This is a genomic window from Gimesia fumaroli (assembly GCF_007754425.1).
Lineage (GTDB): Bacteria > Planctomycetota > Planctomycetia > Planctomycetales > Planctomycetaceae > Gimesia > Gimesia fumaroli.
Window position 1 is genome coordinate 4,609,405 of record NZ_CP037452.1, and the last position, 24,119, is coordinate 4,633,523.

Here is a 24,119-nt window from a genome sequence, read left to right on the forward strand (position 1 = left end):
TTCAATCGCAGTTTGAAACGCATCGAGATTTAAAATAAATCGAGCATTCGTAGTGGCGCATGTTGTGCAATCTGCGATGTGTGATCTCGTAACACCGGCCATCCTGATACTTCAATTGATCCCCAAAAAACACCCCTTTAATTGACATTCCTTACCATCTCCTTGTCTATATTTTTTTCCAAATTTCACAAAATAAGATGAAATTATTGACAGACTTACAGATTTACATACACTGATAAGTATGTCTTATCTTAAGTAAAGTTTTATACTTTTGCTGGTGAAGTTTCTAATTTTTCATAGTAGGGTTTCGTCTTTCTCTACTCATTTCTTCCCTATTTCTTAAAGGTTTTTCTCATGGCTCTATCAAGAAAAGTGCCTAGACCCGGGTTCACACTGATTGAACTCCTGGTGGTCATCGCCATCATTGCGATTCTGATCGCGCTGTTGCTTCCCGCGGTTCAGCAGGCGCGCGAAGCCGCTCGCCGCACTCAATGCCGAAACAACATGAAGCAAATTGGTCTGGCATTACACAACTATCACAGTACGTTCAAAACCTTTCCTCCCTCTGCCATTTATCGCTATCCCAATATCGATAACGGGGGAACAACGCCACTGAATTTCTCCTGGATCACAATGATCCTGCCTTACTTTGACCAGGCTCCTTTGTATAACTCGATTAATTTTTCAGCACCATTCTGGCCACAAACCGATAGTAATGGAAATCGAATCGCTTCCACACTGTTGCCACAATTGCTCTGCCCCAGTGACCCTGGTTATGGTAAAGCGAATATCCATAATGTCGCCTGGACGAACTATGCAGGCTCTGAAGGATACGACTGGCACCGTCGTCCCGGTCATCGGTTGAGTGGTATGTTCGAAATCCTGACTCCTGTTGCAGTCCGTGATTGTGTAGATGGTACCTCGAACACGATTATCGTCGGTGAGGTTTCCGCTCATGGCTACAAGAGTGGCGCGATTCGTACCGGTGGAACAGGTACTCGCCGTCGCGGTAATGATGGCGTATTTCGTGCCTCGTTGCTCGCAACCAACTCGAATGGAGACGTTAATGTAGGACCGCTACTCGATCCGGAAGGGACACCCCGTGGTGGAAGTCCGGCAACTGGCACCTGGTGGAAAGCAGCTCCTTACGCGTTCCAGCCAACGTTTCTGGCAGCTTGGGGTCCCAATGCAGAGTGGCCCGGCTCAGGCAGCGTACATGAAGGTGGTGCCTTTTATCTATTGGCTGATGGTGCCGTCCGGTTCATCTCGACAAGTATCGATACCGGCCCATGGCCTGCGACCACCATTCCGTTGGACGACCCAAGGTCAGGCGGAATCTGGATGTCGCTCAACACGTATAACGGTGGCGAGACAATTGGCGAATTCTAAGCCCGATGAAAACCGTCTGAGTTTTGTGTGAGCTGCTAAATGAACTCTAATGGTACCGGTCCGAGTATGTATCCGGATCGGTACCCTTTACAAGATATTTACAGGAAGATGATACTATGAATCGCTTTGTATGGTGTCTCATTACTGCTCTGCTGGTTCCTGCCATGTATGGTTGCAGTAGTGAAATGAGTGAAGAAGAGAGAAAAGAATCCATTCAAACAATGGAAGAAGAAGGCAAGAAGATGGAAGAACTTCTGCCTGCCAAACTAAACTGAACGGGATCTTACAAATTCTTACTGCAGTAATAAGCACCGCTCCTTGAGTCGGTGCTTTTTTCCTTCAACTTTCAAATCCTGAGGAGAGCGTATGAATCAGGAACAGAATCAAAAGAATGATACACAACCGGAACCCGCGACTCAGAAAAAACGAAATCCCCTGGAACGCATTTTGGTCTGGGGGGGGATTTTCGTTCTGGTCGCTATTGTTTTGATCGAATATCGCGCCAAACAAAACTACGATGCCTCAGTCACTGCGCTCCAGGAAGTGGCAGACGGCTCGAGGGATGTTCCCATTGATGAAGCGCGTCAGAAAATGGTCGGATTCAGTCAGCAGCAAGGCCCCCAACCAGATAGTCGAGGTTTAAATGCTTACCATTACCAATGGTTCAGCCTGCTTAAAGGGGACACCTATCAACTGACGCTCGTCGAAGACGAAGACCATACACTCAAAACGTTTGATGGTCCGGCGTTCGCGGAAGACCCGGATGTCCTGGCCGCAAAAATCGAGGAAGCCAATGCCGATGTTGAAAATCCATCGCCTCCCTTAATCGGTAATGCAGTTCCACAGGATTCCGCTGGAAAAGAGCTCACAAAAGAAAACGCACCTGCAAAAGAAGAACCCCAGGAGAAAAACAAAACTGAGAAAGATGCTTTCTTGAAATGATCTTCTGAGAGAGACTTTCTCAGGTCTTTCTATTTACCGATAAAATACTTAAAAGAAGGCAGTCAGGTTCCCATTACCTGCCTGCCTCATTTTTCTCAACAGCTTTTGTGTTGTCAAACTCTCTGATCGTTTTCCACAATTCTTTACTTAAGGCCACGATCACTTCATCATCCAGATCTTTCAAATGGGTAGAGGTAGTTTCAAAACCCAAAATTACGTGAACAGTTTGGTATAGTATTTGTAAGAGTACCTCCCCAGAAAGGAGGTCTCATTATGACCATGACCCGCGTGTCCCGACCTGCCACAGGTCGCAACATAACCGGGTCCAGGACGGAACCAAAACCACAACTCTCGGACGAGCAATGGCTTCTGATCAAAGATCTGTTTCCAGAACCACCGGCAAACGCAGCCGGAGGGCGGCCCAGAGTGGCTGCCCGCGAGTGCCTCGAAGGAATCCTTTGGGTATTAAGGACTGGTGCCCGATGGAAAGATTTACCAACATTTTTACCATCGCCCAGCACCTGCTGGCGTCGTTTCAAGGAATGGACCGAAGACGGTGTGTTCCTGGAAGCGTGGCAGCGATTACTCGAACACCTCGATCGCCGGAAGCTGGTAGTCTGGTCGGAAGCGTTCGGGGATGGCACATTTTGCCCTGCAAAAAAAGGGGCGCCGATGTCGGCAAGACAAAACGGGGAAAGGGAACCAAGCTTATGCTGCTGGTCGACGGGAACGGACTCCCTCTCGCTCTGGATCGTACCAGTGCCTCGCCGGCAGAGGTGAAGTTGATTGAGTCCCTGCTGGACCAGCGCATTTTGCCACGCGACCCTGATCGCCTGATTTATGATCGTGCGGCCGACAGCGATCCCCTGCGCACACAATTGGCGGAACGGAAGATAGAGCTGATCTGTCCGCATCGCAAGAACCGTGTAAAACCAGCGACGCAGGATGGGCGTGCATTGCGGCGATATCAACGCCGTTGGAAAGTCGAACGCACCATCAGTTGGTTGTTCAACTTTCGTCGCCTGGTAGTACGGTATGAAAGATACAGTCATTTGTTTTTAGGATTCGCACAACTCGCGTGCGTGTTCACCTTACTTAATAAGTTATGAAACCACTTCTAGTCATTGTCTCACCGCTCACACGGAGCCAAAGTCCCTTTTCGAAACGGTTCTTTCTTAATTCAGAGATCTTTTGACGTGGAAACTTATAGAATGTCTCATCGCCAGATTCACGCGATACCAGATTCATCCGAAACTGGTCTGCATCAATTTCGAAGACCGCCCGAGGAGGAACCTCAAACTTGAATATTGCATTGGCAATCGAGCTACCAATGATCCACATTGGAACCAGGATCAGCGCCAACAAGTCCATATGAGCCAATCCTGAAGGAATTGGTTCGTAAGGTAAAGGCATTGGTATGATCAGAAAACACGGTCCTTTTTCCTGAGTTTATTAAAATTGGGATTCGTCACTTCACATCGAAACGTTTTCCTGCCAAGTGAGTCATCACTTCGCTTAGTCTTCATCTATGTCATCCTTCGCCTACTCTCTAAACAAGATACTCCAGATAACTCTCAGCTTATTGAACGGAAAACCCTTTCATTCGGATCATATGAAAATCGATTATATTGGCATTCCTGTCCAAGTAGAAAAAGCAAGACCCGACTTCATTCGATCAGGCCTTGCTTTCATGAAACTCATCCACACGAATCCGGTATAACCAGCTTTCCAGCCCTGAAGCATCCATACGGCTGCCATCGCGCAAGCCGCCGATCTTCTCGACCGCCCGCTGGGAACGGATATTTTCAGGACCAATCAGAAACAGAACCGACTCCACAAAGCGGAAAGCATGTTGCAGCATCAGTCGTTTCATTTCACCGTTAAATTGACCGCCCCAGTGAGAACGGGCCAGAAACGTCCAGCCGATTTCGATTTCTGAAGCATTTGCATTATACCCGTGATAACGGGAAGAACCGATGACCTGATTTGTCTTCTGATCAATGGCAATCAACGCCCCACCCGAATCCATCGCGTCCTGAAAGAATTTCTGAAAGACCTCCTGCTGGTATCGATCAGACGCCGGGTGCTGTTCCCAGATCAGCGGGTCCGAGGCAACCGCATTTAGGCTTCCATAGTCGTCTGACTGCAGCGGACGTAACTGAAGCAGATCGCCGATCAGAGTAGGTTGCGTATCAAATGCCATTTGTAGGGTGCGCCTTAAATCAGGGAGGTTTTTCACTGCGGACAATCAATAATACATTAAGGTTCATTAGTATTAGTGGATTTACAATCTTCACGATTTATTCTTTGGACTTCAAGACGTTTCCTGATTAGCATCATTGTTAAGGCCCGTTTGAATCACCCAATCTTTGAATCTCATCTCTTTTAAATCTTTTTGACGGACCTATAACAACTTTGAAACGATTTCCTGTACTGAATTCAGGCACTCTTTAGTCTACCTGTTTCCATAATGCATTTTGTACCAGAGGAACCACTCATGAAGTCCCCCACACTAAAATTCCCTGTCTGGATCGTGCTTCTGACACTATTTAGTTTCCCCGCCCTGTCTTCTGCGCAGAAGCCCAACATTCTTGTCATCTGGGGTGACGATATTGGAACCTGGAACATCAGTCACAACAATCGTGGCATGATGGGTTATCAAACTCCCAACATTGACCGGATCGCCCGCGAAGGAATTGCCTTCACTGACTACTATGGTCAGCAAAGCTGCACTGCGGGACGTGCGGCATTTATTGGTGGTAACGTTCCCGTTCGCACCGGCATGACTAAAGTCGGCTTACCCGGCGCGAAAGAAGGCTGGCAGAAAACCGACGTCACCATGGCAACCGTCTTGAAAAGTAACGGCTACGCTACGGGACAATTCGGCAAAAACCATCAGGGGGACCGTGACGAACACCTGCCGACCGCACATGGTTTCGATGAATTCTTCGGAAATCTCTATCACCTGAATGCGGAAGAAGAACCCGAACACGAAGACTATCCCGGCGATATGGTGTTACGCAACGGAAAAACATTTAAAGAACAGTACGGACCTCGAGGCGTGATTCATTCCTGGGCAAACGAAGATGGTACACAGAAGATCCAGGATACCGGCCCCCTTACCAAAAAACGCATGGAAACTATCGATGACGAAACCGTCGCCGCTGCGAAAAAATTTATCAAAGAACAAAATGCTGCCGGCCAACCTTTCTTCTGCTGGTGGAACGGGACCCGGATGCACTTCCGCACGCACGTCAAAAAGGAACACCGTGGACTAAGTGGTCCGACCGGTGATGAATACCACGACGGCATGGTCGAACACGATATGCATGTCGGCGAGCTGCTCAAACTATTGGATGAACTGGGCATCGCCGACAATACCATCGTAATGTATTCCACGGACAATGGCCCGCATTACAATACCTGGCCCGATGCCGGCACCACCCCCTTCCGTAACGAAAAGAATTCCAATTGGGAAGGCGCCTATCGCGTCCCGGCGTTTGTCCGCTGGCCCAAGCATTTCCCCGCTGGTAAAACGCTGAATGGGGTCGTGTCTCACGAAGACTGGCTGCCCACATTTGCCGCAGCCGCCGGCGATACCACAATCAAAGAGAAACTCAAACAGGGGGTCGAACTCAACGGCCGCAAGTATCGCAATTATATCGACGGCCACAATCAACTCGACTATCTCACTGGAAAAACGAAAGAGCCGCCACGCAAAGAATTCATGTATGTGAATGATGACGGTCAGATCGTCGCGATCCGCGCTTATGACTGGAAAGCCGTCTTCCTGGAAAACCGGGGGAAAGCCTTCGAGGTCTGGCGTGAGCCTTTTGTCGAGTTGCGTGTGCCACTGCTGTTCCATCTCCGTCGTGATCCTTTCGAAAAAGCACAACACAACGCGAATACGTATAATGACTGGTTCCTGAAGCGGGTGTACGTGATCGTGCCCATGCAGCAGATCGCAGCCAATTTTCTGCAATCCATGCAGGAGTACCCACCCAGCCAGACCCCGGGGTCCTTCAACCTGGAAAAAATCCAAAAGACCATTGAAGACGCCGCTAGCGGCCGATAGCCAATGAAGTCGTATCGCATAATTAACGACTGGCTTGCTTCAGGTAAGCCAGTCGTTCGTTTATGATCTGTGATAATACAGCAAATTCATTTTCGAGAGACTTCCATGAGACACGCACTCGTTTTCTTCTGTCTATTTTCGATCAATGTCGTATTCGCCGCCGATCCCCTTCCCTCCTGGAATGCTGGCCCTGCAAAAGACGCGATTATCAACTACGTGAAATGTGCGACCAACGATGGTTGTCCCCTGTATGTAACGCCACAGGAACGAATTGCCGTGTTTGATAATGACGGCACGCTTTGGTCCGAACAACCGGCTTATTTCCAACTGTTGTTTGCTCTGGACCGTGTGAGAGCCCTCGCCGATCAACACCCGGAATGGAAAACCGAGCAACCATTCAAAGCGGTTCTGGAAAATGATTTTAAAACCATCGCCGCATCCGGGAAAGCCGGGTTACTGAAAATCATGGCTGTGACACACACGGGAATGACGACCGACGAATTTGAGAAAACCGTTCGCAACTGGATCAAAACCGCCCGTCATCCAGAGAAACAGGTCCCCTACACAAAGTTAGTCTTTCAACCGATGCTCGAACTGCTGAACTTCTTACGTGCGAATGGTTTCAAAACCTATATCGTCTCCGGCGGAGGCATCGACTTCCTGCGAGTCTGGACCGAAGACGTATATGGTATTCCCCCCGAACAGGTCATCGGCAGCAGTATCAAAGTCAAACTGGAACAGCGAGATGGCAAACCGGTTCTGGTCAGGCAGGCTGAGATTGACCTGATTGATGACAAGGAAGGGAAACCGGTGGGCATTCACCGTTACATTGGCCGCGCACCTGTGATGGCGTTCGGCAACTCGGACGGCGATCTGCAAATGCTACAGTGGACCGACCGCAGAGAGAACACGCTCAAAGCCCTGGTCCACCACACCGATGCCAAACGGGAATATGCCTACGATCGCGAGTCGCACATCGGACAGCTCGATCAAGCCCTGAAGGAAGCGCAAGCAAAAGGCTGGACCGTGATCGATATGCAGCGCGACTGGAAACGGATCTATCCCGCACCAACGCCCGACAATTAGCACTGCACTAACTGGTATAACCGTTATAACCAGCCCCGCACTGTTCAGACCATACAGGTACTATCAAATATACATTGAGCCGGTGTGTGTGTGTCTGTGTCGAAAAGTACCGAAAGGATCTCTCACTTTCATCGTATCCTGATCGAGATATTTCATGTTCACAGGCATAAGAAAATCGCGCCGTTGCCTGCGACAAAGTAAAACACTCAAATTCACCTGCTTTTTGATCTGCATTTTCAGCCTCGCTTTTACCAGTCGCTCAACTCACGCAGACGAATATTTACCCGCTTCCCTTGTCGAAGAAGCTCCGCCAGAAGCTGTTGCTTGTGAGCCGGAGTGTGAAGAATGTACCGGCCCGGATTTCTGGAGCCAGTCCACACTGACCGAAAATCTGTTTGCACGCCGTCCCTGTCTGGCCGAACAGGGAATCACCTTTGACGCCGATCTGACCCAGTTCTATATGGGAGTCGCCTCCGGCGGCCTCGAACAGGAATTCCGTTATTCGGGGCACGGCGATTATGTGACGAATATCGACTCGGGCAAGCTTGGCGGACCTCAGGGGCTGTTCGTCAAACTTCGTGCAGAACACCGATTTGGTGAAGGGATCAGTGACGCAACCGGCGCCATCATTCCCGTCAACGTGCTTGCCGATCTCCCGGTCGCCGATAGCACGGAACTCTATCTGACCAATGTGCTGTTCACACAAATGTTTTCTGAAACCTTCGGCGTTTTCGCGGGCAAGCTGGATACGCTTGATGGTGACATGAACGCCTTCGCCCATGGTCGGGGTAAGACACAATTCTCCAACGCGGCGTTCGTCGCGACTCCGATTGGCCTCCGTACCATTGTCTATTCAACACTAGGGACCGGCTTTCTGATTCTGCGCGAAGGCGAACCGATCTTTACTTTTACGGTTCTTAATTCAACCGACACTTCTCGAACCAGTGGCTTCGATGAATTGTTTGCCAACGGCGCCGCGGTCATTCCCGAACTACGCCTGCCAACCAATCTCTTTGGACGACCCGGCCACTTTCTGTTCGGAGCCAGCTGGAGCAGTCGAGACTATGCCTCGCTGGAACAGGACCCGTTCATCACCCTGCCCGATATTCCAATCGCGCGGGAGACCGATTCCTGGTCCCTCTATTGGAACTTCGATCAATACCTCTTTGTCGATCCCTGCGATCCCACACGAGGCTGGGGCGTCTTCGGCCGGGCTGGCATCGCCGATGATCGTACGAATCCGATCGACTGGTTCCTCAGTTTAGGTATTGGTGGCAACAGTCCTATTTCGAGCCGCAAATCTGACACATTCGGCCTCGGCTGGTATTATTCCGCCACCAGCGACCGCCTGGCCCCCTTCATTGAAACAGCACTGGGAGGTGTCGGCGACGGGTATGGCGTCGAAATCTTCTACAATGCCGAAATCACCAGATGGTTTCATTTGACCGCCGATATGCAGGTCCTCAGACCCGCCCGCCAGACTGCTGATACGGCGCTCGTGGTGGGTTTAAGAGCCGTGATTGAACTGTAGAGTCTCTCTGAATTCCAATTCTGCGAAAAGCGATGCTGCACTAGACTGGCAAATAGAGTAGATTATCAACTTGTAGAAGACCACTCAGGTACTCTTACACAATGATCGATTTATTCGGGCCACGATAAATTGAATTCAGTTTACTCGCGCGGAAAACTCTCCCATGAGCAAGACAGGGATCATATTTTCTCAATGGATTCGCAAACTGACCTTTGTGTTTATCGCGTTGGCCATCGGTTTCTTCCTTGCCAGGAGTTCGTGGCCCCATCAATCGACCACGCAAAGACTGGATGAACTGCACGTATCAATCCAGGAAAGCAGTATGAGTTCCAAAGATAAATTACTGTTACTGCATCTTATCAGAAAACGAGCATCTTGGGAGTCAGGGCTCATCAACACTTATCTACAAAAGGGTTTTGTAAAACGAGTCATCTGGGATACTCAATTTCAGACTTCGGCAGGAGAAACCCGCCATGTATTTCTACTCACCCCGTATCAGGCTCCGGGTTATAAGAAACTTCCTATCACCACCCTCTGTGTGGTGACAAACAAAAACTACGAACTACTGAGCTGGGATACAATTTTGACGAGCGCATCAGGAATCAGGAATGCAAAACTCTCGAAAGATGGAACTAATATCTTAGAGGTGACTGGAGCATGTGTCTGGTTTTATGGCTTGGGGGTTCATCATTTTGCACTCAATTCAGATCAAATTGTGCGCATCAATGATGTTAAGTATCGTCCGTATGAAAAAAGCGAGAATAAAGATCAGTTCATCGTTCCTTATATCAGCCAATCTGAATACGCCAGTCTGAATTTAAACTTTCCTCCAATTGATTCCTGGAACAAAAGACGCCGAGTAAAAGTGTTCGAATGGCAAGACTAACGTCGATTCGAAAACTCAAACCAACGTCGTGTCCCTTTCGTCTGCACCCCCACCGCCAGAGAATCCCCTGAGGTACTGAAGACCAGATCCACCAACTCCCCTCGCGGCAGCGGTTCATCCAGCACGAGATCCCAGGTGTTCGTATCATAAATTTCCAGATGCCCGTCACTTCGTGCCACTGCCAATAATGGTTCCCGGGGATGAAAGTGCGAATAGACGGACTGCGCATCGGTTTGAATCTGATGCACCAGCTTGCCTGTTTCCACCTCATGAATCTGCACCAGTCCGTCTGCGGTATCAATTGTCAACAGTTGGCTGTCCGGCGAAAACTTGACCGGGTGGTCTGACTTAAAAGGTTGTGCTGCTGTCGGCTGCCAGGTTTCGGTGTCGATTCGTTTGCCATAAATGAACAGATACTTTCCGTCCGGGGTGAATTTCAGTTTGCCGTTCCCCTCTTCCATGAATCGGAACTCCTTGTTTCGGTGGATCACCTTCTGCTCCGGAATCGACCAGATCACCAGCGCGTCGGCATGCCCGACAGCCAGTAGTTCTCCGTTCGGATGAAATGTCAGATCCGTATTCACGGGCCAGGGATCACAGCGAAGGTGGGCCAGTTGCTTGCCGGTTTTGAGCGAAAACAGATCCAGAAACTCGTTGCCATTAATTAAGGCCAGGGTTCCCGTCGGTTCATGAAAGGCAACCCGCCGCGCCTGGTGATAAAAAACCTTTGAGGCATGCTTGATGCTGATCACTCGTGTTTCCAGATCAACGGTGTCAGTACCCTGATCGTGGATCAGCACCACCCAGGGTTCTTCCTGAGAATACAGGATGACAGGATAGACGCGATTCTGTTTGCGGGGTTGAACCGGCTCCCACTTCTCCAGTTCCTTTTCCGTCACTTGAGATCGAAAACGGCGAATCCGCACGGGCGCCTCGCGTATTTTGACCGTTTTAGATTCGATCGATGCAAACCGTTCTCCATCGGAACTGACAGCAATCCCCATCGCTTTCCCCAGATACTCTCCCGTATCACGGTTCCACCAGCAAAGTTCTTTCTTCTGGGGTTGCATTACTGCGGTATTACTGGAATTGAGCACAACAAAGCGATCATTAGTCGTCAGGAAGAATCCACTGCCCTGATTAAATATATTCAGCGTCATACTCTGTAACTCGGCATATTGGAATAACGCGTGTGCCACCGAGTCATCTGTTTCGAGCACGGAAATCATCCGAGCCGGAAATTGTACAACCACAGCCTGCCCCGCCGGTACCATTTTATTCCGACGATTCCAAGGCCAGGGATCTTGCAACTGTCCCACTACATATTTTTGATCTCGCGAAACATTCCAGTGCGTCGCTCCCAGTCGATCCATGATCGGCCGTAAAACGGTTTGCCTCTTTTCACTGGATTTAAACGTCATCATATTTTTGTATCGTAGAGCCAACACTGTCCCATCCTGATTCACACTAAAATTGAATGGAAGACATTTTGGTCCGGTACCGAATTCAACCGTTTTCCCGGTTATAAAATTCCATAGAGAATAAGCATACTTCCCCTTTTGGTCACGCCGTTGAATCACCACTGCTTCGGGTTGAGTCAGGCAGGGGGAATAATTACTGATGTCATCCTGAGTGGCGATGATCTGTTTCGTATTTGTATCATAGATCCCCAGATTAAAAGGAGTCTGCCCCCCCTGGGGCAAGCGATTCCACATTATGACCGTCAGATAACGCCCCCCTTGAGTAAAACCTGCTCCCGAAGGAGACACCAGTTCGTAGTCATCAGCCACCTTACTCAAGAACTTGCCCGTCTTCGCCTCATACAGCCAGGTAACGAGCCGGTTTCCTACTGCGTGCCTCAGTGCAAGCTTTTCTCCGGAATCATCAAAAAAAATGTTGGCATCCTGAAATGCTTTGCCTTCCGGATGTGTGATCGAAATTATTTCCCGCGGAATCCGCGCGGATTGCAGGTTCCAGACCCAGCCACGGTCTTTTTCATCGATGGCATTCAGCAATAATTCGGCTTCATAAAAGCGGCCCGCCCGTATATTGTATCCCGCCAATAGCAGACTGTTCCGCGCCGATTCTTTGCGCTGCGCCTCGGCTGCGGAAATCGCTTTATCCCGCTCATCCACGGCCTCTTGTTCCTGAGTCTGTGCATATTCCAGATTTTGCTGTGCCTCATTCCGTGCTTCAGACGCTTCGAACAGCGAAAAAGAAACCGCGGTCAGACTGAACAGCAGGATGACGGCGGTCGACAGCACCAGACTGCTGATCACTCTATTACGACGGCACCATTTAATAAACCGTTCCGTCTGCGTTACGCGACGAACGGAAACAGGATGCCCATCCAGCCAGCGCGTCAGATCATCGCCGATCGCCTGACAGTCGGCATAACGATTCTCCACCGCTGGCTGCAGCATTTTCTGGCAGACGGCAATCAAATCCACGGGAACCGGCGTCTCTTTATTTTGAATTTCAGGCGGCGGCGGATCAGACTGCAGCTTCAACAATACCTCATGCGTTTTCCCGGACCAGCGCGGCTGTCTGGTCAACAGTTCATAAAAGATCACGCCCAGTGAATATTGATCACTCTGCGTACCCATTTCCTGAGTCACGCCCCGCGCCTGTTCGGGCGACATATACGCGGGGGTTCCCAGGATCAAACCGTCCGACGTCAGAGCGACATCGTGATCAATCCGTTTTGCTAACCCAAAATCCATAATCATCGGACGCCCTCGCTCGTTGATGATCACATTCGCCGGCTTGATATCTCGATGCACAATATTCTGCTCATGGGCATACGCCAGCGCTTCGGCCAGATCACGTACCCAGACCGCGATCTGCCTCACATCAGGCTTCGTCTGATCCAAAAATTCTTTCAGCGTTTCTCCCTGCACATAGGCGGAAGAGATATAAAACTGTTCTCCGACCTGACCTCGTTCCCAGACAGCAACAATATTCGGATGCTGCAACTGTGCTGCAATCTGTGCTTCCGCCAGAAAGCGATCAATCCGCTCGCGATCGTTCTGATCAAATCGAGGCAGCTTTAAAGCAACTTCACGATCCAGCGTGGGATCATAGGCCAGTGAGACCGTACCAAACGCCCCCTGCCCCAGTTCCGCTTTGAGGAGAAACCGACCGAACCGCGACTCCGCGTCAGTTGAAGCAGCATTGGTTTCACCGGACGCATGCAAATCGGCCTCAGCCGAGTCGGCTTTTGATGAAATCAGCGTCGCCGTGGGTTCCGTGCCCGCCACCTCAATCACAGCATCAATGGCATCACGGTATTCAGGATAGAGCGTCAGGTAATCAATCCGTCCGACAGCCACTCCCCGCCGCTGACGCAACTCGACATCGACCTTCAACAATTCCACAAAGGCATACCGACGTAGCGGCGCGGGACACTGCGCCAGAGCTGATTTCAGCTCCAGCGCACTGTCGGGGGTCCACCCTGATTCGTATTCATCGCAGACCGAATCAATTAAATGATAGTCATCAAATCTCAGTTGATCGATCATAAAGGAACCTGAATGGAATAAGAGCCTTGTTGCCGAGTCATCGTTGCCTAACTACTTCGTTTCCATCAGACGCAGGTCAAGATATTCCACATCACCATGATCATTGGTCCGACCAAGTATTCGTTTTCCTGACGCATCCAGACGAAACTCCAGTTGCGTATCCCAGTTGCCAAACACATTACCAGGGCCACTGAATTTCAGTTTCTTTTTTGCGATCAACCCAAATCCATTGGTCCCTTTGTCAGAGGTATCCAGGCTCCCTTCAAATACTGTTTTGGCTTTACGATTGACTTTCGGAACGAACTCTAAAGTAACCTGTTTCCCGTCCAATTCATAACCACGTACGATCATTTTCACTTCTGCCGTCTGTTTTTGTTTCACACTTTTAATCGTCCCTTCCCATATCTTCCCCACTGTGAGGCACTTTTTCCAGACCTGTTTCCGTTCATCCGTTGTCAGTTGGTCCGTTTTTTCCACAGCGGGGTCACGTTCCAGCGTTAAGACTTCGCCTTGTTTGCTCAATCCATAGATTTTCTTGCCGTCAGGAGAGATTCGAAATACTTTTTTATCTTCCGACTGCCAGCGACTGAAAAAGACGCCAAAGTAATCGTGTTCATAAATCGAAGCAGTACCAAACTGTTGAGTCACCAGACCATATCCGTCGATCCGCCCGTCTTCCGTGACGAGCGAACCCTCATAAACGACCTGCTGAACCGGGTCATTATCCCGCTCCAGCGTCAAACGCACATACTTCCCCTGATCACGAATTTCTGCGACTCGCAATGTTGCTCGTTTCACTGCTTCGTCACCCCATTTCGTCACACCTCTCCAGGCATATCCGGGAACCAGAGTATTCTGCCAGCGTTGATCGGCGGAGACGATTTCCGTTTCACCGGAGATCTTTTCAACATTCACATCAGTCTGGGCAAAACGGCCCACAAATCCCTTCTCGGTCGGAATCAACAACAGGTTACTGCCTGATTTGCGGGAAAACAGCCCCGTTTTCGGTCGCTGTTGGCTGGGATGCGAATGAGACGTCACCTGTTCCAGTCGCACCGGAATCCCCAGATGATGCGGTGCCTCGCGCTGCAGCTTGCCTTCAAAAACCGCAAACGTGAAAGGCGTCTGGGCATCTTCGATCACGACTCGCACATTTCCCGTTTCCGGTTCAAATTTTGTGATCGACATCACCACCGCCCGGTCAGCCTGTCCGGTTATCGATTCACTGCCTTTGAATTGCGTCCCTTCTGTGATTGCCTGCGCCAGCTCTTTTTGAGAAACGCTTTGCGAAGCACTTGATGCAGCCGCAGGTTGGAGAGGCGTCGCTCTGCGTGAATCAGATAGATGAAACCGATTATTTGCTTTGTCATAATACACAATTCGGTTCTCACGTATTTTTCGTGCCATTTTCGACAGACTGGAATCTTCATTCTTCAACACCAGCATCCAGCCATCATGCACGCGGCGGAACAAGCGCGAATCGGCTGCTTCCACTGGCGGCAGATACAGAGCCCCATTAAAGACCACCCGCGACAGCGTATCATTGGCGTCAATGGCCACGGCGCTGAAGGTGTTTGCCGTCCCTGGTTCAAATAACAATGTGACTTCTTCTGATTCTGTCTGCGCGGGAAACAGTTTTCCCGCGACCGCCATCGGCTGTTGAACTAAACTGACCAGCGCCTGTTGTTCCGCCTTCAGTCTCTGCTCCATCGTCTGTTTGGCCTGTACGACGCTGGTGATCAACTTCTGTCGCAATTCCGTAAATTGACGTAACGGATCCAGGGGACCGCCGTCCGCCAGCACTGCTTCTTTTGGCATTGCTGATTTCGCAATCAGATTCTTTAACGATCGCCCATCGGACAGTTTGAGATCAGAGACCGTCAGTTTCGGTTTCTCGCCAGATTGATCCACAACCGCCGTAGCACTCCATTTGACGGGCGTTCCTTTACGATAGACTTGCTGAAACAGCGGGGGAAACGGAAAACGTTCGATTTCCTGTTTCAGTTTGTCCAGCCCCTGACTTTCTGGTGCCCGCAGTTGCTGATGTGCCTGCAGTGCCGCTTGATATTTTGCTTCCTCGGCCTTGTCCTGTTTCGATTCCTGCGCCAGATCCAGTTTCAACAACCAGTCTTCCTCCGGGGTTTCCTGACACTCAAATTGTATCTTCCACTGTTGGTCACCGTCCGGCTCAACCGTCAGAATCTCAATTTCCCGATTGGTCGCCGCAAGATGATGTGGTGGATTCTGTTTCATGATCTCAGATAAGTCATCAGCGCCCGGTTCCCCTGAACACCCTACACTCCCCAGCAGAAGCAGGGTCGTGACAACGCCCCCCGAGATACGCAAGTTAATTAAAGAACAAAGAATGCCACGAAAACGGTTATGACTCATTGACTTACTCCAAACCCGAAAGTGATAATTGAATGAACGGAAGCAGTGAAAGAGAGCCCTTTTTCTCCCCCTCAATCAGTTACTGCCCAAAATAATTCCTCATCCGCCAGGTTTTTTCAATTTTTTTAAAATGCAGCAACCACCCGACAACGTCAGCCCCGATGACTCCCTTGAAGAACTGCCGGAATTCGCGGAAAGCGTGCTGGAAGAAATGCAATCCACCATTTCGCCCCGCTTCGAGCAGATCTGGGATCGATTTCATCGATTGTTGAAAAACTACGTGGAACAACGACTTTCGCCCCAACTGCAGCCGCATGCGGGAGCCAGCGACATTCTACAAAGCGCGTTTCTCAGCTTATGGCGACGTCTGGAAGATCCCTCGAAACCGCCCCTCACCGATCAAGACGACCTCTGGGGCTTTCTGATGACCATCGCCCGCCGCAAACTTTCGCGCCGCTGGCGACAGATCAATACACAAAAACGGGGAGGCGGGAAAGTGATTTCGGCGACCGACTATACCAATTCTGACGCCAAGTCCTCGTTTGAAGAGATCGTCTTTGAGGAAGTCAATCAGCAGCTCAAGCTCGAACTGGAAGAAGCGTCCGAATTGCTCGATATCGAATGTCAGACGATTATATCCATGAAGCTGGCCGGCATGACCAACGCTGAGATCGCAGAAGAACTCAAATGCAGCATCCAACGTATTGAGCGCAAAAATAATCTGATCCGCAAAGCGTTCACCGATGCTGAAGCAGACTCGACGATCATCACAGAAAGTTGACGCCACTCCCATTCTCGATAACAATAGAGAGACTGTTCCCGATTCTTCGCGCCGCAATTCAGGAGAACAAACAAGCACATGATTCACTCAATATACCACCGCCGCCTGTTCCCCAAACGAATCACTCTGCTCTTTCTCTGTGTGATACTCAGTCTCTCTTCTTTGAAGACAGTCCATGCCGCTTCGAATGAGCGTCCGAATATCATGCTGATCATGGCCGACGACTTGGGTTTTTCTGACCTGGGCTGCTATGGCTCGGAAATAAAGACACCTCATCTTGACCAGTTAGCCAAAGAGGGCCTGCGGTTCTCCCGGTTTTATAATGCGGGCCGCTGCTGTCCCACCCGGGCCTCTCTCATGACGGGACTCTACCCGCATCAGGCTGGCATGGGGTGGATGAATCGTAATGACAATCTCCCGGGCTATCTGGGCGAACTCAATCAGCACTGTGTCAGCATCGCGGAAGTTCTCTCTGCAGCCGACTACCGCTGTTATCACGTCGGCAAATGGCATCTGACCTATCGCATGCGGAAAGCCAACGAAAACTGGCCGCTGGGGCGTGGCTTTGATCGCGCGTATGGCACTGGCGGAGGCGGCAACTATTTCGCCCCTCGTCCGCTGTATGAAGACAATCAACTGATCAAACCACCGAAAGAGGGCTACTATATCACCGATGCCTTCAGCCGGAGAGCCGTCAATTATCTGAAGGATCATGCACAACAAAATCAAGACACGCCGTTTTTCATGTACCTGGCTTATACCGCGCCCCACTTTCCACTGCATGCGCTGCCCGCTGATATCGCCGCTTACCGAGGACGCTACCGCGCTGGATGGGATGAACTCCGAAAACAGCGTCATCAGAAAATGACCGAACTGGGGCTGATCAACAGCCCGCTTTCTCCCCGTGATCCGGATGCCAAAGCCTGGGACTCCCTTACCAAAGCAGAGCAGGAAGAATGGGAATTACGCATGGCCGTTTACGCCGCCATGGTCACCAGCATGGATCGCGGCATTGGTCAGGTTCTGGAGCAGATTAAACAAATGGGAAAGACCGAAAACACACTTGTGTTCTTCCTCTCTGACAACGGTGCGAGTGCCGAATATATCGATCGTGGCCATCAACCCGGCGCCGTCACAGGCACACGTGAATCATTCCGCTGTGCTGAAGTCGGCTGGGCCAATGCCAGCAATACGCCATTCCGCTTCCACAAGATGTGGATGCATGAAGGGGGCATTTCCACGCCGCTGATCGTTCGCTGGCCTGCGCAAATTCAACAGACCGGCGGCTGGACCAGTCAAATGGGACATGTGATCGACCTGATGGCAACCTGCGTCGATGTTTCTCAAGCTACCTACCCGGCTGTAAAACAAAGCCGCCTGGTTAGTCCCTTTGAAGGCAAAAGTCTGCGTACCACCTTTCTGAACCCGGAGAAAACTGAAGATCGCACGCTCTACTGGGAACATGAAGGCAACAAAGCCGTCCGTCAGGGGAACTGGAAACTGGTCAAACAGCACAAACAGGACTGGGAACTCTACGATCTGAGTCAGGATCGCAGCGAATTGAACAACCTGGCTCAGCAGCAACCCAAACGTGTTGCTTCTCTCGAGGAACTCTGGGACGCCTGGGCAGAGCATGTCGGCGTCGTCCCCTGGGATCGACTCCCCCCACCCGGCTATCGAAGTAAAGGACCGGCTTTCTACCGTAAGAAGTAAACTCCTTCGCTATAGAACGGCTCCTGTATCAAAATCTGCGTTAAACAGATCAGATAAAACCGGCGCAGAGCATCCGATCCCTTGATTCTGGAACAGGAAATCGAGATATTAAAATAATAGTGACCTGTTGGTCCTTATATTGACAGGTTTTTGATTCACCGCTGCATCCCGCGATGTCTTTCCTCTTCCTTTATTAATAGAACGTTCCTTCCTCATGTCATCCGTTGCCTCTTCGCCGCTCTTAAAACTGCACCCGGAAGATAATATTGCCATTGCCCGTAATTCGGTGGCGGAAAACCAGGAATGTCCCCTTTCGGAAACCGAAAGCGTGACGGCTCGGGAAGATATCGACTTAGGACATAAAGTCGCCATTCAGCAGATTGCCAAGGGAGAGCCAATCCGTAAGTTCGGTCAGGTGATCGGTTTTGCGACGTCGGACATGCAGCCAGGCGACTGGATTCACAGTCACAACCTGGAAGCCGGGGAATTGAGCCTGGATTACGCTTATTCCAGCGATGTGCCTGCTCCCCCGGAACCAGTGGAAGGCCGGACTTTCATGGGTTACCGCCGTCCGAACGGGAAAGCGGGCACGCGAAACTATCTGGCGATCATTAGTACGGTCAACTGCTCGGCAACCGCGTCCAAATACATTGCCCGAGAACTGGCGAAAACCTCGCTGGAAGACTATCCGAATATTGACGGCATCATTCCCCTGGTCCACAAGGGGGGGTGTGCCATGCAGTATGATGGCGAAGACCATCATCAACTAATGCGAACTCTGGGCGGCTTTGCCAAGCATCCTAATATCGGCGCGTATGTTGTTCTGGGGCTGGGATGTGAAACAGGGCAAGGTTCTTTTCTCTCGGATTCCGAAGGGCTGGTCCAGTTACAAAACCTCAAGGCCCCCAAACCTCTGGAACCATTGGTGCTCAATATTCAAGACATAGGGGGGATAGCCAAAACAGTCAAAAAAGTCACCGCCCTTTTGCAAGACTATTTGCCCATTGTGAATGACGTCAAACGCGAACCCATTCCCGTTTCGGAGCTGATTCTGGGAACGGAGTGCGGCGGCAGTGACGGCAACAGTGGTGTGACCGCCAATCCAGCCTTGGGAATTGCCAGTGACCTGCTCGTCGCTCATGGTGCCACTTCGATACTGGGCGAAACCTCGGAAATCTATGGAGGCGAACATCTTCTCACCCGCCGAGCCATCACCCCTGAAGTCGGCAAGAAACTGATTGAACGGATCAAATGGTGGGAAGAGTATACAGGCAAGTTTGGAGTCGTCATTGATAACAATCCTTCTCCCGGCAATAAAAGAGGGGGCCTGACCACGATTTATGAAAAATCACTGGGGGCGATTGCCAAAGGGGGCAGCACAGCCCTGCGTGAAGTCTATCGTTTCGCGGAACCCGTCACAGAAAAGGGCTTTGTGATTATGGATACCCCGGGTTATGACCCCGCTTCGGTTACCGGGATGGTTGCCGGCGGCGCGAATGTGGTCGCATTTACCACGGGCCGTGGCAGCTGCTTCGGTTGTAAGCCTGTTCCCAGCATCAAGATCTCGACCAACACCCCAATGTATGAACGAATGGAAGATGACATGGACCTGGACGCCGGTCGCATTCTAAATGGGACCTCTGTAGAAGAAGTGGGGCGGGAGATCTTCGAACTGGTCATCGATGTTGCCAGTGGTAAAAAAACCAAAAGTGAACTCCAGGGCATCGGAGACGAAGAATTCTGCCCCTGGAGCATCGGACCGGTTCTATAAAGCGTTTCCTTTCTTCGTTCTAAGACCAATTGGCACCCTCCTATTTCGAAATCCGTCAAGAAAAATGCGAATTAACTCAGTCGCATAATCCTATCTTACTTCTATTAAAAGACTTAGCCATTTATACCTGTCTGTTCCCATTCGTCAACTTCCTGAAAACACCCACCAGAGACTACACTTCCGAACACGTACTTTCACGCTCAATACAATCGATAGAACTATTGAAACAGGAAAATTCGGCATCTTCCGAATAATCGCTACAGTTTACCAGAAGCGATGTCCGATATAACCAGCAACAGACTCCGCGCAATTCCGTATTAGATCGCGCGGATTGTTATCAAAGTTTCCGCTGTTTGTAAGGACGTATAGATGCGGCTTCTTAATTGGCTAGCACCGGTATTGAGCATCGTTCTGATCTCACACGCATATTCCACAGTGCATGCGCAGGGATATCCCCCTCCGATGACGCAGTCGGGGATGATACAGCCCGTATCATTTAATTCCTCGAATCTGTCGGGATTCACTCAGAACGTACAATCATCCATGGGAGCCCCCCCACCTCCGCCGAATTTCTTTCAGGCGGCAACCGGTGGTTATGGTGCACCCGGTATGCCCGGAGTTCCGATGAACGCCGGGCCACAGTCTTCGCTGAGTGCGTTCCCTCGCATTTCTCCTTTCGAAAAGATGTTTCAACAACATCGGGTCGACAAGAACGGCTTGTGGTCATACAAGTCCAGCAACGCTGGTAAAAAATACTTCTTCAGCACGGAAGCACTCTTTTCACGCTACCAGAATCCTGGTGGTGCCTTGATCGGAAATAGCGGGTCCATTTCCTACCTGAATATGGTTGAAGACGAACTGATCGCAGCAGTCGATGAGGAATTTTTTGATCAGTTCAGCGAAAACGAAGGTTTAAACTACTTTGACTCGGTCCACTACAACAAGATACCCAGCTTGGATGCACCTGGTGTTCGTCTACGTTGGGGCTGGACCAACGATGACGATAGCGGGTTTGAACTTTCGGGATGGTGGATATCTCAGGCAAATTCGTCATGGTCGGCGATTGAGGATTCGACTCACAAACCCAATCCAGCAAATCAGGCGATTATGGACATCCTGCTCTCACCTCCCAACTTTATTGATCCGGATGGTGATGGGGTATTTACTACGATCCCTGGTGTGACCCAGGCTGAAATCAATACCATCCTGCAAAACGAATTGATGAACCTGGGCGGCCTCCCTCTTGATGACGGTACAGTGAATGGAGTCACCGTTCCTTACGACCTGGATTTCAGAGTGAAAGTAGTCAGCCAGGCCTGGGGTACGAACGCCACCTGGATGTCGACGCCATTTGTTGACAAGAAAGCCTTGAAAATTCGTACTCTGGCAGGTGCCAGATACATGCAGGTTCGGGAAGGTTTCGGATTCGTTGGTGTTGACAGTGGCCTGCTCTATAGCGATGCGAATAACATCGCCGGAATTCGTCCGGACTTGAAACTGTTTTCACTCCCTACCGGAACAGATGAAAACGAAGACGGTATTGTTGACAACGCAGGTGTCGTGGAAGATGACGATGGAGGAACAGGTACTTCCACCGCCTTCTTCGTTGCTCCTACAGATGCTGTTACCGACGTGGCTGTGACTCCCACAACCACTTATGTCAACAACAAAGTCGATACCCATCTGGCTGGACCTGAATTAGGGATTCAGTTTGACATCGGTGGTGACAAATTTAAAATCTGGGGTCAGACCAAAGTTGGTATCATGGCCAATCAGGAAACTATTGAACTGGAAGGGGACAACGTTGGGATGATCACCCGCGTCGAAGATCCTACTGACCCTACTTCTGAACGACCTAAAGCGTTAATCGATCCAACAGCCGACAACCCGAATCCAAACGCCTTTTCCGATCGTCAGACACACACCCACATCTCACCAATCTTTGAACAGTCTATCTTCATGGAAATGGCAATCTTTGACAAAGTACCAGTACTAAAACGAATGAAACTTCTTGAGGAAGCAAAATTCAAATTCGGTTACACGTACATTGTCGCCGGAGAAATGGCCAGACCCTATGACAGTATTCGCTGGCAGGGCATGCCTACCAGAGGCTTGTTCCCCTCCATCGATGTCAAACGTGAATCCTGGAGTGTTGGCAGTTGGAGTATCGGTATCGACTGGCTCTACTAAAATTTCATTTTACGTTTAAAAATTCAAACGGTCTGGAGTTTCTTCCAGACCGTTTTTTTTTATGCCCCGGCTCACATTCATTTAATTTGTTTCAGTGTCACGTCACCCACTGTGTTGTTGTTCCGAGTATAAACTCGATCTGTCCCCGTCTGAAACCAGATATCCAGCATGCCCGTGCCGGCACGCAATTCAAACTCGGCAGTGTTTTCATTCGCATTCAAATATTCATGCGTCTTCTGCCCCTGCCAGTCGACAATCAGCTTCCCTGAGTTCTGCATCGCTTTTCTGTTGATCTGAACACGATATAATCCCGGGTTATTAATCTTCACCATCCAGCCTTGAGGGACCCCGTGAGAGTAAGTGCTGTCCTGGTAACGGCACAGCACGCTGGGATCTTCCTTCTCTTTGTCAATCACAATGGTACCTGGAGTAAAATGACGTGTGTTCTGTACTGCAGAAAACCAGGCATCGTATTTCTGGCGGAGCGCTGCCGCCTGTTCCGGCTTGCTTTGAATCAGGTTATTTGCTTCTCCCGGATCGACAGACAAATCGTATAATTCCAAAATGGGTTCTGCCTGTTGCATCAGGTTTTCATCACCAAACGTCCCCGGGTATCCCACCAGTTTAAACCGTTGTGTCACAACGGCCGAATTTTGATACTGCTGGGGAGTCAATCCTCGATGAACCTGGAAAAAAAGACTGCGTTCAGGCAATTCGGCTTTCTTTCCCGATAGCAGTTCAGAAAGATCGATCCCATCCAGTGCCAGAGAAGCGGGCCGAGGTGTCTTTGTCAGTGAAAGCAGCGTTGGCAGCAGGTCAATGTGTGCGGCGATCTGATCACTTTTCGTGCCACCTTGAAAATGACCGGGCCACTGCGCGACAAACGGAACACGAATTCCGCCTTCGTAGGTCCAGGACTTCCTGCCCCGTAAGCCAGCGGTAAACCGTTTTTGCTGAGGTCCATTATCTCCCAGAAAAATCACGATCGTATCGTCTGACAGCTTCTCTCGTTTCAACCAGGCCATCAGTTTTCCCACGTTCTCATCCAGGTTCTCTACCATTCCATAAACGCGCGCCGTCGTTTCATTCAGCCCCATTTTCTGATACGGCCCCCAGTATGAACGATCGACTTCCAGAGGTGTATGCGGTGCATTGGTTGGCAGATAAACAAAGAATGGCTGCCGCGCCTGTTTTTGCTGATCCATGAATTTGATCGCAGCGTCGAAGAACACATCGGTGCAATAACCGTCTGCTTGAAACCGTTTACCATTCTTCCACAGCCGGGAATCAAAATAACTGTTTGGCTGATCCGGCGTTTGGCCGATGCCACCGCTTTTATGAACCAGTGTTTCTTCAAATCCCTGATCCTCTGGACGCATCGGATAATTATCTCCCAGATGCCATTTCCCAAAAATGCCGGTTTTATATCCTGCCTGTTTTAAGAGTTCTGCCAGCGTGATTTCTTCTCCGTGCATCTTCGCGCCTCCACGCGAAGTATGAATCACGCCGGTACGATAAAAATAGCGGCCCGTCATCAGACTGGCGCGGGTCGGGGCACACACCGGACTGCAGTAGAACCGGGTCAATTCGATGCCGTTTTTTGCCATACGATCCAGGTGCGGCGTTTTGATTTTCTTATTTCCATGAAAGCCGACATCGCCATAACCCTGATCGTCAGTCAGAATCAGAACGACATTCGGCCGCTCTGATTCCGCGTTTGCGCCCCAGGCAGAAAGTGCATTCGTCGTTGAAAGAAGCATTCCCAGTATCAACCAGACAAAACAGCATTTCGATTGGAACTTCAACATCAACAAAGCCTTTCTTCAATCAACAAATCAGAAGT

16 protein-coding genes are annotated in these 24,119 nt (G+C 50.2%); 12 read left to right on the forward strand and 4 right to left on the reverse strand.

Annotation, left to right across the window (positions count from 1 at the left end):
• The first annotated feature begins 354 nt into the window (after positions 1-354).
• The 4 genes from Enr17x_RS17360 to Enr17x_RS17370 all read left to right on the forward strand — a co-directional run bounded on the left by Enr17x_RS17360 (position 355) and on the right by Enr17x_RS17370 (position 3,440).
• Entirely contained in the window at positions 355-1,389 is a 1,035-nt protein-coding gene (locus Enr17x_RS17360) for a DUF1559 domain-containing protein (RefSeq protein WP_145310878.1), read from the forward strand.
• A 116-nt stretch (positions 1,390-1,505) separates the two neighbouring features.
• Positions 1,506-1,664, forward strand: a complete 159-nt coding sequence (locus Enr17x_RS29665; RefSeq protein ID WP_198000637.1) for a hypothetical protein — start codon at positions 1,506-1,508, stop codon at positions 1,662-1,664.
• A gap of 91 nt (positions 1,665-1,755) precedes the next feature.
• Positions 1,756-2,331 carry a hypothetical protein gene (locus Enr17x_RS17365; protein WP_145310880.1) on the forward strand — a complete coding sequence of 192 codons (576 nt, stop codon included), beginning with the start codon at positions 1,756-1,758 and terminating at the stop codon, positions 2,329-2,331.
• Positions 2,332-2,610: 279 nt separating this feature from the next.
• A protein-coding gene (locus Enr17x_RS17370; protein ID WP_390622553.1) for an IS5 family transposase occupies positions 2,611-3,440 on the forward strand; the annotation gives its coding sequence in 2 pieces (ribosomal slippage) (positions 2,611-3,001 and positions 3,001-3,440; 831 coding nt in all).
• 566 nt (positions 3,441-4,006) lie between these two features.
• Here the strand turns inward: Enr17x_RS17370 and Enr17x_RS17375 are convergent.
• Positions 4,007-4,534 carry a GNAT family N-acetyltransferase gene (locus Enr17x_RS17375; protein WP_145310881.1) on the reverse strand — a complete coding sequence of 176 codons (528 nt, stop codon included), beginning with the start codon at positions 4,532-4,534 and terminating at the stop codon, positions 4,007-4,009.
• A gap of 294 nt (positions 4,535-4,828) precedes the next feature.
• Between Enr17x_RS17375 and Enr17x_RS17380 the strand changes: the two genes are divergently transcribed.
• The 4 genes from Enr17x_RS17380 (at position 4,829) to Enr17x_RS17395 (ending at position 9,909) form a co-directional block, all read left to right on the forward strand.
• Positions 4,829-6,406 (forward strand): arylsulfatase, encoded by a 1,578-nt coding sequence (locus Enr17x_RS17380; protein ID WP_198000638.1) that lies wholly within the window; start codon positions 4,829-4,831, stop codon positions 6,404-6,406.
• 105 nt (positions 6,407-6,511) lie between these two features.
• Complete coding sequence (locus tag Enr17x_RS17385; RefSeq protein WP_145310884.1) at positions 6,512-7,492, forward strand: HAD family hydrolase; 981 nt, start codon at positions 6,512-6,514, stop codon at positions 7,490-7,492.
• A gap of 154 nt (positions 7,493-7,646) precedes the next feature.
• Positions 7,647-9,023: a carbohydrate porin gene (locus Enr17x_RS17390; RefSeq protein WP_145310886.1), complete on the forward strand. Its 1,377-nt coding sequence runs from the start codon at positions 7,647-7,649 to the stop codon at positions 9,021-9,023.
• A 163-nt stretch (positions 9,024-9,186) separates the two neighbouring features.
• Positions 9,187-9,909, forward strand: coding sequence for a hypothetical protein (locus tag Enr17x_RS17395; protein WP_145310888.1), 723 nt, complete (start codon positions 9,187-9,189; stop codon positions 9,907-9,909).
• Here the strand turns inward: Enr17x_RS17395 and Enr17x_RS17400 are convergent.
• The gene (locus Enr17x_RS17400; RefSeq protein WP_145310890.1) at positions 9,906-13,430 is read right to left on the reverse strand and encodes a WD40 repeat domain-containing serine/threonine protein kinase; all 3,525 of its coding nucleotides are present in this window, start codon (positions 13,428-13,430) and stop codon (positions 9,906-9,908) included. The genes Enr17x_RS17395 and Enr17x_RS17400 overlap by 4 nt on opposite strands.
• A 51-nt stretch (positions 13,431-13,481) precedes the next feature.
• On the reverse strand, positions 13,482-15,821 hold the full coding sequence (locus Enr17x_RS17405; RefSeq protein ID WP_145310892.1) for a hypothetical protein: 2,340 nt from the start codon (positions 15,819-15,821) through the stop codon (positions 13,482-13,484).
• Between the two features lie 130 nt (positions 15,822-15,951).
• Between Enr17x_RS17405 and Enr17x_RS17410 the strand changes: the two genes are divergently transcribed.
• The 4 genes from Enr17x_RS17410 (at position 15,952) to Enr17x_RS17425 (ending at position 22,276) form a co-directional block, all read left to right on the forward strand.
• Positions 15,952-16,602, forward strand: a complete 651-nt coding sequence (locus Enr17x_RS17410; protein ID WP_145310894.1) for an RNA polymerase sigma factor — start codon at positions 15,952-15,954, stop codon at positions 16,600-16,602.
• Between the two features lie 78 nt (positions 16,603-16,680).
• Complete coding sequence (locus Enr17x_RS17415; protein WP_145310896.1) at positions 16,681-18,315, forward strand: arylsulfatase; 1,635 nt, start codon at positions 16,681-16,683, stop codon at positions 18,313-18,315.
• A gap of 214 nt (positions 18,316-18,529) precedes the next feature.
• Positions 18,530-20,086 carry a UxaA family hydrolase gene (locus tag Enr17x_RS17420; protein ID WP_145310898.1) on the forward strand — a complete coding sequence of 519 codons (1,557 nt, stop codon included), beginning with the start codon at positions 18,530-18,532 and terminating at the stop codon, positions 20,084-20,086.
• A 369-nt stretch (positions 20,087-20,455) separates the two neighbouring features.
• Complete coding sequence (locus Enr17x_RS17425; protein ID WP_145310900.1) at positions 20,456-22,276, forward strand: hypothetical protein; 1,821 nt, start codon at positions 20,456-20,458, stop codon at positions 22,274-22,276.
• Between the two features lie 77 nt (positions 22,277-22,353).
• Here the strand turns inward: Enr17x_RS17425 and Enr17x_RS17430 are convergent, their stop codons facing one another.
• Positions 22,354-24,084: an arylsulfatase gene (locus Enr17x_RS17430; RefSeq protein WP_145310902.1), complete on the reverse strand. Its 1,731-nt coding sequence runs from the start codon at positions 24,082-24,084 to the stop codon at positions 22,354-22,356.
• Positions 24,085-24,119: the final 35 nt, after the last annotated feature.

Bases quoted from the DNA above. Each gene is read 5' to 3' on its own strand.
- Enr17x_RS17360 (WP_145310878.1), top strand. From the start codon at position 355: ATGGCTCTATCAAGAAAAGTGCCTAGACCCGGGTTCACACTGATTGAA.
- Enr17x_RS29665 (WP_198000637.1), top strand. From the start codon at position 1,506: ATGAATCGCTTTGTATGGTGTCTCATTACTGCTCTGCTGGTTCCTGCC.
- Enr17x_RS17365 (WP_145310880.1), top strand. From the start codon at position 1,756: ATGAATCAGGAACAGAATCAAAAGAATGATACACAACCGGAACCCGCG.
- Enr17x_RS17375 (WP_145310881.1), bottom strand. From the start codon at position 4,534: ATGGCATTTGATACGCAACCTACTCTGATCGGCGATCTGCTTCAGTTA.
- Enr17x_RS17380 (WP_198000638.1), top strand. From the start codon at position 4,829: ATGAAGTCCCCCACACTAAAATTCCCTGTCTGGATCGTGCTTCTGACA.
- Enr17x_RS17385 (WP_145310884.1), top strand. From the start codon at position 6,512: ATGAGACACGCACTCGTTTTCTTCTGTCTATTTTCGATCAATGTCGTA.
- Enr17x_RS17390 (WP_145310886.1), top strand. From the start codon at position 7,647: ATGTTCACAGGCATAAGAAAATCGCGCCGTTGCCTGCGACAAAGTAAA.
- Enr17x_RS17395 (WP_145310888.1), top strand. From the start codon at position 9,187: ATGAGCAAGACAGGGATCATATTTTCTCAATGGATTCGCAAACTGACC.
- Enr17x_RS17400 (WP_145310890.1), bottom strand. From the start codon at position 13,430: ATGATCGATCAACTGAGATTTGATGACTATCATTTAATTGATTCGGTC.
- Enr17x_RS17405 (WP_145310892.1), bottom strand. From the start codon at position 15,821: ATGAGTCATAACCGTTTTCGTGGCATTCTTTGTTCTTTAATTAACTTG.
- Enr17x_RS17410 (WP_145310894.1), top strand. From the start codon at position 15,952: ATGCAGCAACCACCCGACAACGTCAGCCCCGATGACTCCCTTGAAGAA.
- Enr17x_RS17415 (WP_145310896.1), top strand. From the start codon at position 16,681: ATGATTCACTCAATATACCACCGCCGCCTGTTCCCCAAACGAATCACT.
- Enr17x_RS17420 (WP_145310898.1), top strand. From the start codon at position 18,530: ATGTCATCCGTTGCCTCTTCGCCGCTCTTAAAACTGCACCCGGAAGAT.
- Enr17x_RS17425 (WP_145310900.1), top strand. From the start codon at position 20,456: ATGCGGCTTCTTAATTGGCTAGCACCGGTATTGAGCATCGTTCTGATC.
- Enr17x_RS17430 (WP_145310902.1), bottom strand. From the start codon at position 24,084: ATGTTGAAGTTCCAATCGAAATGCTGTTTTGTCTGGTTGATACTGGGA.